Source organism: Streptomyces sp. NBC_01481 (assembly GCF_026339995.1).
GTDB lineage: Bacteria > Actinomycetota > Actinomycetes > Streptomycetales > Streptomycetaceae > Streptomyces.
Map to the genome: position 1 here is coordinate 1,058,140 of NZ_JAPEPT010000001.1, position 14,764 is coordinate 1,072,903.

A 14,764-nucleotide genomic window follows, 5' to 3' on the forward strand; every position below is an offset into this window, starting at 1 on the left:
CAGCGGTATGTCCCGGCTGTCGACGTTGGTGGTTGTCGGGACCAAGGCTGATCAATTCCGCACGATCCCCAGGCCGCGTGCCCGCTAAGGCGGCATCTGTCGGGGACCCACGGGGAAGACGGCGTCGTAGGAGCTCCCGTGCAGGTCAGGGACTTGCCAGGTCAGGCCGCATGCGCCTACGCGATCTTCCGAACTGGGGCTTCAAGGCCCGGTGCGCCAGCACTTGACCGAGACTCCACTGACCTGTGCACGAAGCCAATGCTCGGCCGGCAGCATGCTCACACGGAATCTCGGTTGCCATTCCTTCTCAACGACTGGCGATACTCCCTCATGAGCAGATTTGCCGAAGTCATCGTGCTGGCCAGCAACGAAAAAGAGACCATGGAGCCGCTGACCCAGCCAGACGACAGTCGAGAGTGGTCGGGGTGTTTCACCGATATCGGACATGGCATGTTCGGCGGCTGGGCCATTGAGTTCGTGCGGCGGTCCAGATGGATCGGATTGCTGGAGCACCTTGAGTCTTTGCCCTGGAAATCACCACACTCAGTGCAGGTGCTGGTTCACGACGAGGAGGACGAGTGCTTTGGCCTGTGGATGATCCACGACGGCCGACTCGTGGAGATACCCCTGCCGCGCACCCGCCGGGCGTTCTGGCCGAGCCATTACACGGGTGAGGTTGATCCGGACGACCCCGGGATCCTCATCCGCACAGACGGACCCGGCGGCTGGCCTGACGGAGGCTGAGCGTGGCATGGCAGGGTGCCCGTGGGCTGGACTGGGGCTTGAACACGTGGCTGCAGGCGACGGGGCGTAGGAGTCGGCGGCTGGGGCGGACGGCTCCTGGCAGCGTCCCCCTCGCCTGGTTCACGTAGGGCGTAGGAGATGTTGCGGCCGCTGATCAGTGAGGGGAATCTGAGCGGGAAGCACCGGATCCCAGCGAGCGCGGACGGAACCGCGCAGGTCGTGGTGCGCGAGGAGAGCGTGCGATGCGGATGATGATGAAAGCCCGCATGGACACCCAGATGTCGAATCAGGTGACGAAGGGGGGAGCCATGCCCGCGTCGGTGAAGTCAGCCATCGAGCGGCTGAAGCCGGAAGCCGCCTACTTCACCCCTGAGGGCGGGCGCTCCATGATTCTCGTATTCGACATGCAGGACAGCTCGCAACTCCCTTCCATCGCCGATCCGTTCTTCCAGGAGATGGGCGCCGACGTCACATTCGAGCCGGTGATGAATCTCGAGGATCTGCAGCGGGGCCTTGCTGCCCTGAAGTAGTGGTGCCGACCTCGGCGACCGCACGCTGATCAGCCTGAGAGACCCCAGCGATCGCCCCGCCGTGGTTCGGCATCGAGGGCAGCCTGACATCTCCTTCAAATGCCCCCAGCCGATCGCGGCCGGGGGCCTTTGGCATCCATATCCGACGTCAACGAGGGCGGTCACTCACGGCCGGGCTTCGCGCACCCGGCGACACGGCAGGCCGAGCGCGGAACTTCGGCGGGGCCGGGAAGCGTTGGCAGGAGGACGCGCGAAATCGCGCGACGACCGGAACGACATGGGCAGAAGCCGAGGTGGCACGAGTGGCGATGTGGGATCGGATCAAGGACCAGGCCAAGAATCTGCAGCAGCAGTCGCAGGGGACGCGGGGCTCCGGCGGACATGGGCGGCCGGGTGCGGGGTCGTCCGGCGGATCGCGGGCTCAGCTGGTGAACACGCTCAAGTCCCAGCTCACCTCCCTCAAGGCCGAGCTGAAGAGTGGCGCCTACCGGGATGCCAGCATGGCGATGTGCGCCTTGGTCGCGGCCGCCGACGGGCACGTCGATCCGGCCGAGCGGCAACATGTGGAGTCGTTGATCCTGAACAACGACGTCCTGCAGAACTTCCCGTCCGACCAGCTGCGGCAACGGTTCAACAAGCACGTCGACCAGCTGGCGTTCAACTTCCAGCAGGGCAAGGCGGAGGTCATGCAGGAGATCGCCAAGGCGGCGAAGAAGCCGACGGAGGCCAGGGCGGTCGTGCAGACCGGATTCGTCGTCGCCGGTGCGGACGGATTCGTCGCGCCGGCCGAGGAGCAGGTCCTGCGTGAGGCGTGCTCGGTACTCGGCCTGTCCCCGCAGGAGTTCGGCATCTGACCACCGGCCCCACCGCCTGTCGCCGTCGGTGACCCTTCGACCGCGCTCACCCGCGCCACCACCCCGATGACCGCACTGGGCAGCACCGAATGAACCGGAAGCCGAGCAGCCGTTGGGGCCATCACGTTTGCGGAATCAGCGTCACTTCGACTTCTCCCACCTTGGCCGTCCAGCGCTCTCCCCGTTCTACGGCCGCGCGGCCGTCGCTGAGCATCAGATCGCGGACGACTCGCGCCGATTCATCCAGGACCGCAGCGTGGCCAGGGGGCGTGGCTCGTTCCTGAATCCGCTGCACCGACTGATCAAGAGCCTCCACTGCGCCCTCGATGTCGCCCACATCCTCACCCGCCGAGGCGATCGGCGAGACTTCCCAGGACATCCACAGAGCCATGGTCGAAGCATAGGAGCAGGCCAGGGGGTCCGTCGTCGTCACCGGGCCGAACGAGGTCGGCCGGCAAACAGCGGGGAACAGCGGTCGCCGGGGGACAACGCCAATGAGACAGGCCCCCTGACCGAGTTGCCTGGTCAGGGGCCGATCACCTGCGGTGAGTGTGGGGTGTGAGCCGCGTCCGTCAGCGCCGGGTGAGGGTGGACGGCGCGCCGGCGGACTGCGCACCTTCGTCGCCCAGGCCCAGGGTGTCGCGGCCGGTCATCGTGACGATGTAGATACTGCCCTTGGGACAGGAGAAGGCCGCCGATTGGTCGGTGGGGCGGCTGGTGACCGCCTCGAAGACCATCGATGTCCTGCGCACCTCCCGCAGTTGCAGGGCCTCGGTGCAGCCCAGCTCACGACCGCTGCCCACTTCGGTCACCTTGCTGACCTGCTTGCCCGCCAGTTCACCGCGCAGTGCCGGGTGGAGGGTCAGGGTGACGGCGAACCGGCCGGTCCGGGCCTGGGTGACGCCGTCGGCGGTTGGGGTGCCTGGGCCTGTGCCGACCCATGTCCCGGTCCAAGACGCGGGAAGAGAAGCGACGGTGGGTGACGGCGAAGGCGTCGCGCCGGATGCGTCATCGCCGGAGAAGTGCTGCACGAGGAGCGTGCCCGCCGTGGTGATCAGGGCCGCGGTAACGGTCCCTGCGACAGCCCAGGCGGTACGGCCGGACAGCCGCCGTGGCAGGGAAGTGGCAGTCGGCGGAGCGGTGGCGCCTGCGCCATCAGAAGCCGGGCCATCCGCCGCCTCACGTGACACAGGTGCCACGGGCGCCACGGACGGCGGTTGGACTGCTTCGGAGACCAACGCGTGCGCCTCCTCCTCCCGCACGGCGAGATCCCTCTCCAGCACCTCGGGCAGCAGCTGCGGCCAGGTACCGGTCCGGCCGCCCAGGCGTTCCAGCATCGCGCCGGCGGCGCCGACCGTAGGCCGCTGCTGCGGGTTCTTGGCCAGGCAGGACCGCAGCAGCGAGACCAGGGCGGCCGGAACCCCGTCGAGGTTCGGCTCATCGTGCACGATGCGGTAGAGCAACACCGCCGCCGAGACCTCCTCGCCCCGGTGGGAGAACGGGCCCAGTCCGGTCGCCGCGTACACCAGCACCGCAGCCAGGGAGAAGACATCACCCGGCGCACCCGATCCCCCAGCACTCGCCTGCTCCGGCGCCAGATAACCGGGAGAACCGATCACGCCGCCGGTCATGGTGTGGCGCGAGTCCTCCGTCGCGCGCGCGATCCCGAAGTCGATGAGCAAAGGACTTCGGCGGCCCAACAGCACATTGGACGGCTTGACATCCCGATGGGCCAGACCCGCCGCGTGTACCGCCCCCAGCGCCCCGCACAGCTCGGCCGCAAGAGCCAGTACGGACCGCTCGGGCAGCCGGCCGTACCGCTGCACCCACTCCGCCAACGAAGGCGCGGCCACGTACTCCGTGGCGAGCCACTGCGGGCGCTGGCCCGCAGGGCTGTAGTCCACCACCGCGGTGGTCCATGGGGAGCGCACCCGGTCGCTGTTACGGATTTCCCGCGCGAACCGCTCCTCGAACCCCGGCTCCCGCCCGAACTCGGCACGCACCGTCTTCAACGCCAGCGGCCGCCCCGACACCGTCCGCGACAGATACACCAGCCCCATGCCGCCCTCACCGAGCCGCGCCAGCAGTGGATAACCACCAATGGCCCCCGGATCCGACCCCTCAAGCAACTCCACGCCCCCGCCGCCCCCTCACACCCGCACACTGCCAACCAGGTTCGCCCCCGGACCGGACCGGCCAGGCGCCGTATCCATAACGTCCGCACCAAGCATCACCTGCCGCACCCACAACAGACCACCCGGGCCACGGTTTCCTGTCAGCAGCGACGGGTCTGGTACGGCACGGGGGCGGGGTGCGGTTCCGTCGGTGTCGGGCACCGGCTCACGGCGACGAGGAAGGTCAGCACGATTCCGCCCGCCACGACGAAGAGCGCGGTGCTGATCCCGTCGGCGGTGGCGACGCGAAGCTGTTCACCGGAGAGGCCGTCGAGGCCTGCCGTCGCCACCAGGACAAGGATGGCGAGGCCGACAGCCGCTCCCGCGCCTGAGCCGGTGGAGGCAATGCCGGAGGCGATGCCTTGTTGTCGGTCGGGGACTCCGGTGGCGGCGGCGATGAACATGGTCGTGAAGACCACCCCGTCGCCGATGCTGAGCGCCACGAGGCCGGGGACGAGTTCGACGTATGTGCCGTTCGGCGAGATCGCGAGGCCGAGTGCGAGCGCACCGAGCGCACCGACGGCGAGGGCCGCGGCCAGCGTGCGCCTGAGACCGAACCGCGTCACGAACTGGCCTGCGGTTGTCGAACCGGCAACCACCACTGCCGTGGGGATGAGGAAGCCGGCGCCGGTCTGCAGTGCGTCGTAGCCCAGAATCTCCTGGAAGTAGAGGGACAGGAAGTAGAGCACGGAGCCGAAGGTCGCCATGAACATGAACGCGATGACGGTGCCGGTGACCAGGTTGGGGTTGGAGAGCATCCGTGGTGGCATGAGCGGGTCGTCGCTGTGCCGCTCGATGATGACGAAAGCCCCGATGAGCAGCACGCCCGCCACTGCGCTGACCAGGATGCCCGGCGAAAGCCAGCCCAGTCCGGGGCCTTGCACGAGGGCGAACACGATGAGCGTGACGCCGAGAGTGACGCTGAGCGCACCGGGGAGGTCGAACGTGCGGCCCTTCTCGCGTTCACCGTCCCGGGGGATCAGTACGAAGGCGAGCAGCAGCGCAGGACCGGCCAGGGCGACGTTGACGAGGAAGACCGCTTGCCAGCCGAACGCCTGCGTCAGAAGACCGCCGAGCAGCACACCGATGACCAGTCCTGCCGCGCCCGACCCTCCCCAGATTCCCAACGCACGGTTGCGGGCGCGGCCTTCGGCGAAGGTGGTGTTGATGAGTGCCAGGGTGGTGGGGAAGACGAGCGCTCCGCCGAGCCCTTGGAAGGCGCGGGCGGCGAGGAGCATTCCGGGGCTGGTCGCGAGTCCTCCAGCGAGCGCTGAGCCGGCATAGAGCGCGAGGCCGGTGGCCAGGATGCGGCGTCGTCCGAGCAGGTCGGCGGCACGCCCGCCGAACAGCAGGAAGCCGGCCGAGGCCACTGTGTAGGCGCTGATGACCGACTGGAGCGTCTGCGCGGAATAGCCGAGGTCGCGCGCGATGTCAGGGAGTGCCACGACCACGATGTACTGGTCGAGCGAAACGATCAGCATGGCGAAGGACAGCAGCGCCAGCATCGCTGTCTCACGGTTCCAGCCGAGGCTTCCGGGCGCTGATGGTGTCTCTATGGGGCCCACGGCAGCACTCCTGATGATCGGCCAAGTCTGCGCATACGGCCTGCCGGGAAAGTCCGTCTGATTCGGGGCGGGCGGGAGGGCGGGCCACGTCGAGATAGGGACGGTTGGCCAAGACCCTATACAGCTCGCCCTGACCGATCCCGTCAACGACCCACGCTCGTCGGACGGCGCACTGACGACGGACCACATGCGTTGTCCCGCACGGTTCGACGGACCGCCCGCCGCCCGGTGGACGTTGCCACCCGTTCGGATGTGCGCCTGTTGCCCGGCACGGCCGGGGCCGGTCATATGTGACTGTGCCTGCCGATGATCGGCCGTCGCCATGACTCATGCCGCAGCTCGTGCTGCCCCAGGAAGGGTCTTCGGATGCCAGGAGCCACTCTGACGTGGCGGGGCCGTGGTGCTCTCTGCGCCGCGGCAGCCCTGTTGATCTCCTCCGCGGTTGCGACCGGTTCGGTCGCGGCCGACCCGGCCAAGGGGAAAGCGTCCGCGGGCGGCACGGGGACGGCGCTGCGGTGGAGGGCCTGTGAGGGCGAGGAGCAGCAGGGGTTCGAGTGCGCGACGGCGAAGGTGCCGCTCGACTACACCCGCCCACGGGGGCGCACCATTGATCTGGCGGTGATCAGGCACCCGGCCACCGCTCCCGGCCGGCGCGTCGGATCGTTGTTCTTCAACCCCGGAGGGCCTGGAGGCGCCGGGACGGTGGGACTCCCGGCACAGTACGAGAAGTTCCCGGCTCAGCTGCGGGAGCGGTACGACATCGTCAGCTGGGACCCGCGCGGCATCGGCCAGAGCACGGCCGTGCGGTGCTTCGCCACCGCGGAGGAGGCCGCCGCCTGGATCGCGAACGTCCCCGCCTTCCCGGTCGGCAGGGCCGAGATCAGGGACTTCGTCGCGTCGTACGCCGAACCCCTCCCTTCACGGAGCCGAGCGCGCGCACTGCTGCTCCCGCGGGAAGCTGACCGTCGCGCATGTGGTGACCGGCCGTTGTTCGGCCCGCTCCGCCGAATGTGGAGCGCCGGACTCGGTATCCGGGTCTCAAGCTGCAGATCCGCGGGGCCCCCGCTGCCCGGTTGGAGGGCTGCCTGTTCCTCCAGGGCGTGGCCCACGGTGACCTGACTGATTCAGCAGACCAAGGGCTGTTCGCAGGGTGCGCGCAAAGTCGAGCCGCGCGGGTCGGCCTCGGGCCGGGCTTGACGGGGAGCTCATGGACCTCACTATAGTGAACACCGTTCACGAGAACGACGTTCACTAAATGGGAAGGGCGACGACATCGCCGCACGCCGTGACGAGCGGCGAAAGGCGCTGACCGCCTGGGCCGGAACGCCCTCCTGAATCCCAGAAGGAAACAGCCATGCCTGTACAACGCGTCAATCCCCCCGCCGTGCACAGCCCTTCAGGGATGGTCAGCCAAGTCGTCACCACCGACGGCGAGCGGCTGGCGCATCTCTCGGGCCAGGTCGCCTGGGACGCCGACGGGCGGCTCGTGGGGCCCGGGGACCACGAGGCCCAGGCCACCCAGATCGCCCGCAACATCGAAGCGGCTCTCGCGGCGGTCGGCGCCACCCGGCACGACATCATCAAGGAAACCGTCTACGTCGTGGACTACCGCCCCGCACTGCTGCCCGCGATCTTCGGACCGCTGCGGGCGGGCATCCGGCAGGCACCCGCCAGCACACTGGTGGGCGTGCCTGCCCTCTTCGCACCGGAGTATCTGCTCGAGGTCGATGTGGTCGCCGCTTTGCCGGCGGCGCGCGCAGTGCGGGTCCCCACCGGCGAGAACGCCCTACGCCCCGTGCCGGCCACCGGCAACCGTCCCGCCGGGGCAGAATCCGACCGTGAGAACTGAGGAACTGTCACCGTGCGTCTGTTCGTCACAGGAGCCAACGGCGGGATCGGCCGCCAGGTCGTGTTCCGCGCGCTGTTGAGCGGTCATCGCGTCACCGCGTTCGTCCGGCGGGCGGAAGGTTTGCCGCCTGATCCACGTCTGACGGTGGTGACGGGGGCGGTCGCGGACGAGCCCGATGCCGTGCGCAAGGCGGTCCCCGGACATGATGCCGTCATCTGCGCCCTCGGCAACCCGCTGTGGCTCAAGGGCCGCAAAGGACCGGCGATCGTTGCGAGGGCGACCGGACATCTGGTGGCTGCGATGCGCAACGGCGAAGTGGAACGGATCGTGATGCCCCTGGCCTGGGGCGCGGGCGCGAGCCGCCGCGGGGCGTCCCCGCTGGTCCGGACAGCGACCCGAGTGTTCATACGGCGTGACTACCGGGACTTCGACGCCGCTGAGCGGATGCTCGAGGAGTCCGAACTCAATTGGACGGTCGCGTACTTCGGCGCCCTGACCGACGCGTCGGCCGGCGCGCACTGGTCGGCGTCCGCGGAGATCCGCACCCCGGCGAACCTCGCGATCTCACGCGCGGACGTGGCCCAGTTCCTGCTCACCGCGGCCGAACACAATGCCTTCGCCCGGGCGCGCGCCGTGCTCAGCGGGCCTTCCGGCGACCGGAAGGGAGCGGTCCCGCGATGAGCAGCACCGCGGCCGACAGCGCCCTCGGCACCGTCGTCATCACCGGAGCCAGCTCCGGAATCGGCGCCGAGGCCGCCCGGCAACTCCACCGACAAGGCGCCCGGGTGATCGCCGTCGGCCGCGACCCCGCGAGGACCCGCGCCTTGGCGGGCGAGCTCGGAATCGACGGCCTCACGGTGGACTTCGCCGATCTCGCGGACGTCCACCGGCTGGCCGACGCCCTGCGCTTGCTGGTGCCCCGGATCGATGTGCTCGCGGCGAACGCGGGAGGCATCCCGCGCGCCCGCGGCGCGACGGCGGATGGCATCGAGCCCGTCTTCCAGGTCAACGCGATCGGGCCATGGCTGCTCATGACCCTCCTCGCCCCCCTGCTGGCGGGAGGACGGGTGGTGGCGACCTCCTCCCGCTCCCACACCGGGGCTTCGCTCACCCGGGGCACGGTCGTGGCAGCCGCGGCCGGCGCCTCGGGCCTGAGTGCCCACAAGGTCTATGCCCGGGCCAAACTGGCCGCCGGGATCCTGCTGCGCGAATTCGGCCGCCGCCACCCGGAGATCACGGTCGCCGACTTCCATCCGGGCATCATCGCCTCCGACTTCGGCCGCTACATGGGCCCTGTCGGCACCCTTCTCAAGACACTGGCCCGGCCCTTTCTCGACAGCCCGGCGGACGGCGCGAACCGTCTGGTCCGGCTCGCCACGACGGCGGATCCCATCGAAGAGGCCTACTTCGTCCGCAATCGCCCGGCGCCCGGCTCACCACAGCTTCACGACCCGGCGCTCGGCGCCGAACTGTGGGCGCTGGCCGAGCACCTCACCGCCCACCACGGGCTGGGCCCCGTCCAGCCGTCATGAACCGCCGGCGCCGAGGCAGTCATGCCGCGTTCGGCACTGAAGTGGCCCGGCTACGGGCGAGCACCGGAGGAGATCATGCGGCTGTTCCTGTCCGACCTTGCCGCCACGTACGGCTCGGTGCACGAGTACGCGGTCAAGCAGCTCGGCGTCGACGAGGCCTTGATCTCCCGACTGCGCGCGCGGCTGCTGAGCTGAGCCCTTAGCATCGTCCCTTCTGCCGGCCCCGAGAGCTGGAGTGATCTGGACGTGACCCGACCGCGCGTGGGTGTGGCCGTACTGACCATGGGAACCCGGCCCGCCGAACTGCGGGCCCTCCTCGATTCGGTGGTCAAGCAGGGCGAGCCCGCTGCCCGTGTCGTCGTGGTCGGCAACGGCACACCCCTGCCGGAACTGCCCGACGGGGTCGACGGTGTGGAGCTTCCGGAGAACCTCGGGGTCTCCGGTGGCCGGAATGTCGCGATCGACCTGCTCCGCGAAGCCGGGGACGTGGACGTCCTCGTGGACCTGGACGACGACGGGCTCCTGATCGACAACGACGTGTTCACACGGATCGCCGATCTGTACGCCGCCGACCCCGGGCTCGGTATCGTCAGTTTCCGTATCGCCGACGAGACCGGCTTCACCCAGCGGCGGCACGTGCCCCGGCTTCGAGCCGGCGACCCGATGCAGCGTGGCCTGGTGACCACGTTCCTGGGTGGCGGCCATGGCCTGTCGATGCGGATGCTCGCCGAAATCGGCGGCTGGCCCGACCAGTTCTTCTTCACGCACGAGGAGACCGACCTCGCCTGGCGGGCGCTGGATGCGGACTGGAAGATCCTCTACGAGCCGGATCTGGTGCTCCAGCACCCACGCACGTCGCCGGCCCGCCATGCGGACTTCTATCGCATGACCGCCCGTAACCGCGTCTGGATGGCTCGCCGCCATCTGCCCGCCCCGCTCGTGCCGGTCTATCTCGGAACATGGATCGCGCTCACACTGGCCCGAACCCGTTCACTGGCCGGTCTGCGGGCTTGGTTCGGCGGCTTCGCGGAGGGTGTGCGGAAGCCTTGCGGATCGCGCCGCCCCATGCGGTGGCGCACTGTCCGGCGCATGACTCGCCTCGGCCGTCCGCCGATCGTCTAGGCGACGCGAGGCCGATCTCCGCCCTCAAGCCATCGTCCGCAGGTGCTCGTCGAGGCGTTCGTACGTCTCGACCACTCCCGCCTCCATACCCATGGCAATGGCTCCGGCGAGGACCTCCGCCGAGGGCCAGACCGAGGTGCTCGTCAGGGTCGTCCGGCCGTCCTTCTCCTCGAAGGTGAGGGTGGTCAGGACCGCGGGGCCCGGCATCTGTTCGAAGATTTCCGTGTAGACGATGCGCTCCGGCGGCACGATCTCCTTGTACTCGCCCGAGAACACGACGGCGTTTCCGTCGGCTCCTGTCTGGCCCCAGCGCCACGCGCCGCCCGGGCGGAAGTCGATCTCGCAGACGGACGTCGTCAGCGAGCGCAGGCCGTACCACTGGCGGACGTGTTCGGGCTTGGTCCAGGCCTCGAAGACGAGGCTGCGCGGGGCGTCGAAGACGCGCGTGATGACGAGCTCTCGGTCCGACGGGGTCGTCAGCGTCGTCGGGTGCTCACTGGCTTTCGATGTCATTGTTCCGCTGCCTTTCCTGAAGATCGATCAGGTACTCGTCGAGCTGGCCGAAACTCTCCTCCCAGAAGCTGCGGTAGCGCTCCAGCCACGCGGTGACCTCTTTGAGCGGGCCGGCCCGCAGATGGCAGGGCCGGTACTGGGCGTCACGGCCCCTTGTGATCAGACCGGCGCGTTCGAGCACCTTCAGGTGCTTGGAGATGGCCTGCAGGCTGATGTCGAACGGCTCGGCCAGCTCGTTGACCGTCGCCGCGCCGTCGGCGAGGCGCGCCAGGATGGCCCGGCGGGTCGGGTCGGCGAGGGCGCCGAAGGTGGTGCTGAGCGGGTCGTCTGGCATCTGTAATCAACCATCTAGTTGTTTAACCGATAGGTTGAGCATGCGCCTCGGGTCGCCTGCTGTCAAGCCTCGTCGCGGCGATACGCTCCAGGCGTGACTGACGCGGACGGCAGTGGCCTGAGCTGGGCAGCAACCCGTACCTGGGTGGAGAAGGTCCTCGCGGAAGGTGAGCGGATCGAGAGCGTGCAGCGGCTACGGGGCGGGTGGACCTCGCAGATGCGGCGGCTGTACGTCACCGGGCCGCACGGGCCGCGCTCACTGGTTCTGCGGTCCTTCGTCAAGCCCTTCTTCCTACGGCATGCGCCCGGACTGCTCTCCCGCGAGGCGGAGATTCTGGAACTGCTCGGCAGTATGGACGTGCCCGCGGCCGACTTGATCGCTGTCGACGCTACGGGTGAGCACTGCGACCACCCCTCTCTGCTGATGTCACTCCTGCCGGGCGACGTGCGGCTGGACGATGCCGGTGCGCCGGAGCGCGTCGAGCTGCTGGCTCGGCAGTTGGTGGACATTCACCGGGTCCAGGTGACGGATGTGACCCGCCCGCGCGACTACCAGGCATGGACGGCGCCCGAGTGCGTCCACGTGCCCGAGGCGACCGACCGGCCCGCGCTCTGGCGCCGGGCCGTCGATGTCATCCGCCGTGAACCTCCCATGTACAGGCCCCACTTCCTGCACCGGGACTTTCATCCGGGCAATGTCCTGTTCACCGGCGTCAGCGCAGACGCGGATCTTCGCGTCAGCGGCGTCGTCGACTGGGTCGAGACCTCCTGGGGTCCGTCTGATCTGGACGTGGCTCATTGCTCGACCAATCTGGCGCTGCTGCACGGCGTCCCCGTCGGCATGAGCTTCGCCGAGCGGTACGTCTCCGCCGGCGGGCAGCTGTCCGAGAGCGCGGTGGATCATCTGTACTGGCGGCTGCTGGACGCGCTCGCCTTCGCGCCCGACGCGGAGAAAGTCGGCCTCCCTTGGCGGGAGTTGGGGCGGCTGGATCTGACGTCCGATGTACTCGCGGGGCGCCTGGAGGAGTACATGCAGAGCCTCTTCGACCGTTTCGGGTGATTCCGCCGCCGCAGGATGAGCCGTTCAGTCCGATGTCAGCAACTCGCGCGCGCAGGCCCGCAGCCACGTGTGGGCCGGGTCCGCGTCGTTGCGCGGGTGCCACGCCAGGCCGAAAGGCAGCGTCGGCAGGGAGAACGTCCGCCATGGGCGTCGGGCTGCGTACGGTCGCCGTCCTGCTGATCGTCGCGATCGTCGCCGTCGTGATCGGGTACCGCGGGTTCGGCCCGGGCCGGACCGTGATCGCCGACGGGCCGTCCCGAGGTCGTGAACTGCCGGACGTGGCAGGCGGCGTGGCGTATGTTGCGGGCGACGCGCGGAACGTACAGCGGATCACCGGGGAGGACGCATGACCGCCGAAGCCGGCGTGCAGGGGACCGTGGCCGAGGGCTTCGAGGCCGTACGGGAGGAATTCGCCGCCCTGCTCGACGAGGGGATCACCACGTCCGGGGTGCAGCTCGCGGCCTGTGTCTACGGGCGGCAGGTCGTCGACCTGTGGGCCGGGGAGGGCATGGAGTGCGACTCGCTCACCGCCGTCTACTCCGTCACCAAGGGCGCGGCGCATCTGATCGTGGCGCTGCTGGTGCAGGAGGGGACGCTGGAGCTGGAGCGCGAAGTCGCCCACTACTGGCCACAGTTCGCGGCCGAGGGCAAGGGTGCACTCACCCTGCGTCAGCTGCTCATGCACCAGTCCGGGGTGATCGGTGCGGACGGCGGCTTCAGCAAGGCGGAGCTCGCGGACGACCGGCTGATCGCCGAACGGCTGGCGGGTCAGCGTCCGTTCTGGGAGCCAGGCACGGCGTACGGCTATCACGCCCTGGTGATCGCCGCCCTCACCGGAGAGGTGGTGCGCCGGGTCACCGGGCAGTCGATCCAGGAGCTCTTCGAGGAGCGGATCAGGGTTCCGTACGGTCTCGACTTCTACCTCGGCCTGCCCGAACCGCTCGAGGCGCGCTGGCTCGACGTCCAGCCGATGGAGCCCACACGCGAGCAGCTCGCCGATCTCGTGGCGGGCGCGCCGGCGCGCGACAGCCTGATGGGCATCGCCTTCAACGCCCACGCCAAGCCGCCGACCGACCTGGTGCGTTTCGCCAACAGGCGTGACGCACGCGCAATGGGCCAGGCTTCGGGCGGCGGGGTCGGCAACGCGCGCGGTGTCGCGGGGATGTACGCGGCCGCCATCAGCGAGACCGGCGGCCGGGCACCCCTGCTGAAGCCGGACACGATCGCGGAGTTCGGCCGCCTCCACACCGTGGGCACGGACGTGGTCACCGGCGACGTGGACCACTTCGGTCTCGGCTTCGAGGCGATGGGCGTGCGGTATCCGTTCCTCGGCCCGGAGGCCTTCGGCCACAGCGGCGCGGCGGGCGGGATGGGCTTCGCCGACCCGGCATCCGGCGTCGCGTACGGCTACGTGCGCCGGCGCTTCGCCTACCCGCCGGGTGGTGGAGCCGCGGAGAACGACCGTCTGGCGCGGGCGGTGGTGCGGGCGGCGGCAGCGGTCTGACCAGCACAGAGACGCTTTCGCGGACGACTGTCACACCCGCGAGGCACACTGAAGACATGTGCCGCAGTATCAAGACTCTCCGCCCGCCCGTCCTCCCCGAAGAGGCCACGGAGGAGGACATCCGTGCCGCCTCCTTGCAATACGTACGCAAGGTGTCCGGCTTCCATGTCCCCGCCGCGCACAATCGCGAGGTCTTCGAGCAGGCCGTCGACGAGATAGCCGAGGCGACCCGCAAGCTGCTCGAAGGGCTCGAGGTGCGCGGTTCCGGTGGCAGCCGGACAGGGACTAAGCGGCAGGCTCCGGAGCCGGTTCCCGCTTCGGGCGCCGCATGACGTAGGACGCCAGCGCGCCCGCCGCGAACAGCGCCAGTACGGACACGGCCGCGCCGACCCAGGTCGCGCCCAGCCAGTGGCCGCCGAAGTAGCCGAGGCCGACGCTGTAGCCGGCCCAGGCCACGCCCGCGAGGGCGGACCAGGGCAGGAAATCCCTGGCCTTGCGGTGGGCCGCGCCCGCGCCCAGCGAGACGACCGAGCGTCCGGCCGGGGCGAAGCGTGCGATGACGACAAGGGCGCCGCCGCCGCGGCTGAGAGCCCAGCCAAGTCGTTCCTGCGCGCTGGTCAGCTTGCGGGAGCGGGCGATGGCACGGTCCAGCCGGTCGCCGCCGCGCCATGCGAGGCGGTACGCGACGAGGTCGCCGAGTACGGAAGCGGTGGCCGCGCACAGGACGAGGGCAAGGAGCGAGGGCACTTCGTGCGGGACCTGCCCGGCCGCGCTCTGGACGGAGCCGCCTGCCGCGGTGGTCGTACCCGCGGCGGCCGCGGTCGCGGCCGTGATCACCAGGACTCCGCTGGGGAGCACGGGCAGGAAGACGTCGAGAAGTACGGACAGCGCCACCACGGCGTAGATCCATGGGCTGCCGGTCAGCGACCCCACACTCTCGAGCACCCGAACTCCCCGGTTTCGTGAAGAGGCCGCGACGTCGCA

Annotated in this window: 19 protein-coding genes and 2 pseudogenes; 13 read left to right on the forward strand and 8 right to left on the reverse strand. The window is 69.5% G+C overall.

What is annotated here, in order from left to right:
* Positions 1 to 330: 330 nt before the first annotated feature.
* The 3 genes from OOK40_RS04955 to OOK40_RS04965 all read left to right on the forward strand — a co-directional run bounded on the left by OOK40_RS04955 (position 331) and on the right by OOK40_RS04965 (position 2,128).
* The gene (locus tag OOK40_RS04955) at positions 331 to 744 is read left to right on the forward strand and encodes a hypothetical protein (RefSeq protein WP_266476798.1); all 414 of its coding nucleotides are present in this window, start codon (positions 331 to 333) and stop codon (positions 742 to 744) included.
* Between the two features lie 242 nt (positions 745 to 986).
* Positions 987 to 1,274 (forward strand): DUF3303 family protein, encoded by a 288-nt coding sequence (locus tag OOK40_RS04960; protein ID WP_266476800.1) that lies wholly within the window; start codon positions 987 to 989, stop codon positions 1,272 to 1,274.
* A 302-nt stretch (positions 1,275 to 1,576) separates the two neighbouring features.
* Positions 1,577 to 2,128 carry a tellurite resistance TerB family protein gene (locus OOK40_RS04965; protein ID WP_266476802.1) on the forward strand — a complete coding sequence of 184 codons (552 nt, stop codon included), beginning with the start codon at positions 1,577 to 1,579 and terminating at the stop codon, positions 2,126 to 2,128.
* A gap of 121 nt (positions 2,129 to 2,249) precedes the next feature.
* Here OOK40_RS04965 and OOK40_RS04970 read toward each other — a convergent pair whose 3' ends face one another.
* The 3 genes from OOK40_RS04970 to OOK40_RS04980 all read right to left on the reverse strand — a co-directional run bounded on the left by OOK40_RS04970 (position 2,250) and on the right by OOK40_RS04980 (position 5,867).
* Positions 2,250 to 2,519 (reverse strand): hypothetical protein, encoded by a 270-nt coding sequence (locus tag OOK40_RS04970; RefSeq protein WP_266476804.1) that lies wholly within the window; start codon positions 2,517 to 2,519, stop codon positions 2,250 to 2,252.
* Between the two features lie 181 nt (positions 2,520 to 2,700).
* Positions 2,701 to 4,263, reverse strand: coding sequence for a serine/threonine-protein kinase (locus OOK40_RS04975; RefSeq protein WP_266476805.1), 1,563 nt, complete (start codon positions 4,261 to 4,263; stop codon positions 2,701 to 2,703).
* 140 nt (positions 4,264 to 4,403) lie between these two features.
* Complete coding sequence (locus tag OOK40_RS04980) at positions 4,404 to 5,867, reverse strand: MFS transporter (protein ID WP_266476807.1); 1,464 nt, start codon at positions 5,865 to 5,867, stop codon at positions 4,404 to 4,406.
* Positions 5,868 to 6,233: 366 nt separating this feature from the next.
* Here OOK40_RS04980 and OOK40_RS04985 point away from each other — a divergent pair, with 366 nt between their 5' ends.
* Positions 6,234 to 6,986: a hypothetical protein gene (locus OOK40_RS04985; RefSeq protein WP_323136048.1), complete on the forward strand. Its 753-nt coding sequence runs from the start codon at positions 6,234 to 6,236 to the stop codon at positions 6,984 to 6,986.
* Here the strand turns inward: OOK40_RS04985 and OOK40_RS04990 are convergent.
* Positions 6,981 to 7,076: pseudogene (locus tag OOK40_RS04990) on the reverse strand (TetR family transcriptional regulator); the annotation flags it as partial. The gene OOK40_RS04985 and the pseudogene OOK40_RS04990 overlap by 6 nt on opposite strands.
* Positions 7,077 to 7,221: 145 nt before the next feature.
* Here OOK40_RS04990 and OOK40_RS04995 point away from each other — a divergent pair.
* From OOK40_RS04995 to OOK40_RS05015, 5 genes are read left to right on the forward strand one after another with little or no spacing between them, the layout of a single operon-like run.
* Complete coding sequence (locus tag OOK40_RS04995) at positions 7,222 to 7,716, forward strand: RidA family protein (RefSeq protein WP_266476809.1); 495 nt, start codon at positions 7,222 to 7,224, stop codon at positions 7,714 to 7,716.
* A gap of 12 nt (positions 7,717 to 7,728) precedes the next feature.
* Positions 7,729 to 8,397: an NAD(P)-dependent oxidoreductase gene (locus OOK40_RS05000; protein WP_266476811.1), complete on the forward strand. Its 669-nt coding sequence runs from the start codon at positions 7,729 to 7,731 to the stop codon at positions 8,395 to 8,397.
* Complete coding sequence (locus OOK40_RS05005) at positions 8,394 to 9,248, forward strand: SDR family NAD(P)-dependent oxidoreductase (RefSeq protein WP_266476813.1); 855 nt, start codon at positions 8,394 to 8,396, stop codon at positions 9,246 to 9,248. The genes OOK40_RS05000 and OOK40_RS05005 overlap by 4 nt, the downstream gene beginning before the upstream one ends.
* 21 nt (positions 9,249 to 9,269) lie before the next feature.
* Positions 9,270 to 9,443 (forward strand): tyrosine-protein phosphatase, encoded by a 174-nt coding sequence (locus OOK40_RS05010; RefSeq protein WP_266476815.1) that lies wholly within the window; start codon positions 9,270 to 9,272, stop codon positions 9,441 to 9,443.
* Between the two features lie 51 nt (positions 9,444 to 9,494).
* The gene (locus OOK40_RS05015; RefSeq protein WP_266476817.1) at positions 9,495 to 10,370 is read left to right on the forward strand and encodes a glycosyltransferase family 2 protein; all 876 of its coding nucleotides are present in this window, start codon (positions 9,495 to 9,497) and stop codon (positions 10,368 to 10,370) included.
* Between the two features lie 24 nt (positions 10,371 to 10,394).
* Here the strand turns inward: OOK40_RS05015 and OOK40_RS05020 are convergent, their stop codons facing one another.
* Positions 10,395 to 10,883 (reverse strand): SRPBCC family protein, encoded by a 489-nt coding sequence (locus OOK40_RS05020; protein WP_266476819.1) that lies wholly within the window; start codon positions 10,881 to 10,883, stop codon positions 10,395 to 10,397.
* Positions 10,864 to 11,217 carry a helix-turn-helix transcriptional regulator gene (locus OOK40_RS05025; protein WP_266476821.1) on the reverse strand — a complete coding sequence of 118 codons (354 nt, stop codon included), beginning with the start codon at positions 11,215 to 11,217 and terminating at the stop codon, positions 10,864 to 10,866. Before OOK40_RS05025 ends, OOK40_RS05020 begins: the two co-directional genes overlap by 20 nt.
* Positions 11,218 to 11,310: 93 nt before the next feature.
* Between OOK40_RS05025 and OOK40_RS05030 the strand changes: the two genes are divergently transcribed.
* Positions 11,311 to 12,276: a phosphotransferase family protein gene (locus OOK40_RS05030; protein WP_266476823.1), complete on the forward strand. Its 966-nt coding sequence runs from the start codon at positions 11,311 to 11,313 to the stop codon at positions 12,274 to 12,276.
* Between the two features lie 24 nt (positions 12,277 to 12,300).
* On the opposite strand, the pseudogene OOK40_RS05035 reads toward OOK40_RS05030, so the two are convergent.
* Positions 12,301 to 12,405 (reverse strand): annotated as a pseudogene (locus tag OOK40_RS05035) (LysR family transcriptional regulator); the annotation flags it as partial.
* A gap of 14 nt (positions 12,406 to 12,419) precedes the next feature.
* On the opposite strand from OOK40_RS05035, the gene OOK40_RS05040 reads away from it, so the two are divergent.
* Genes OOK40_RS05040 through OOK40_RS05050 form a run of 3 tightly spaced genes read left to right on the forward strand, consistent with a single transcriptional unit; the run spans position 12,420 to position 14,112 of the window.
* Positions 12,420 to 12,626 carry a hypothetical protein gene (locus tag OOK40_RS05040; protein ID WP_266476824.1) on the forward strand — a complete coding sequence of 69 codons (207 nt, stop codon included), beginning with the start codon at positions 12,420 to 12,422 and terminating at the stop codon, positions 12,624 to 12,626.
* Positions 12,623 to 13,780: a serine hydrolase gene (locus OOK40_RS05045; protein WP_266476829.1), complete on the forward strand. Its 1,158-nt coding sequence runs from the start codon at positions 12,623 to 12,625 to the stop codon at positions 13,778 to 13,780. The genes OOK40_RS05040 and OOK40_RS05045 overlap by 4 nt, the downstream gene beginning before the upstream one ends.
* Before the next feature lie 56 nt (positions 13,781 to 13,836).
* Positions 13,837 to 14,112 (forward strand): DUF2277 domain-containing protein, encoded by a 276-nt coding sequence (locus OOK40_RS05050; RefSeq protein ID WP_266476831.1) that lies wholly within the window; start codon positions 13,837 to 13,839, stop codon positions 14,110 to 14,112.
* Here OOK40_RS05050 and OOK40_RS05055 read toward each other — a convergent pair.
* Entirely contained in the window at positions 14,066 to 14,725 is a 660-nt protein-coding gene (locus OOK40_RS05055; protein WP_266476833.1) for a DedA family protein, read from the reverse strand. The two genes, OOK40_RS05050 and OOK40_RS05055, sit on opposite strands and share 47 nt — an antisense overlap.
* Positions 14,726 to 14,764 lie beyond the last annotated feature (39 nt).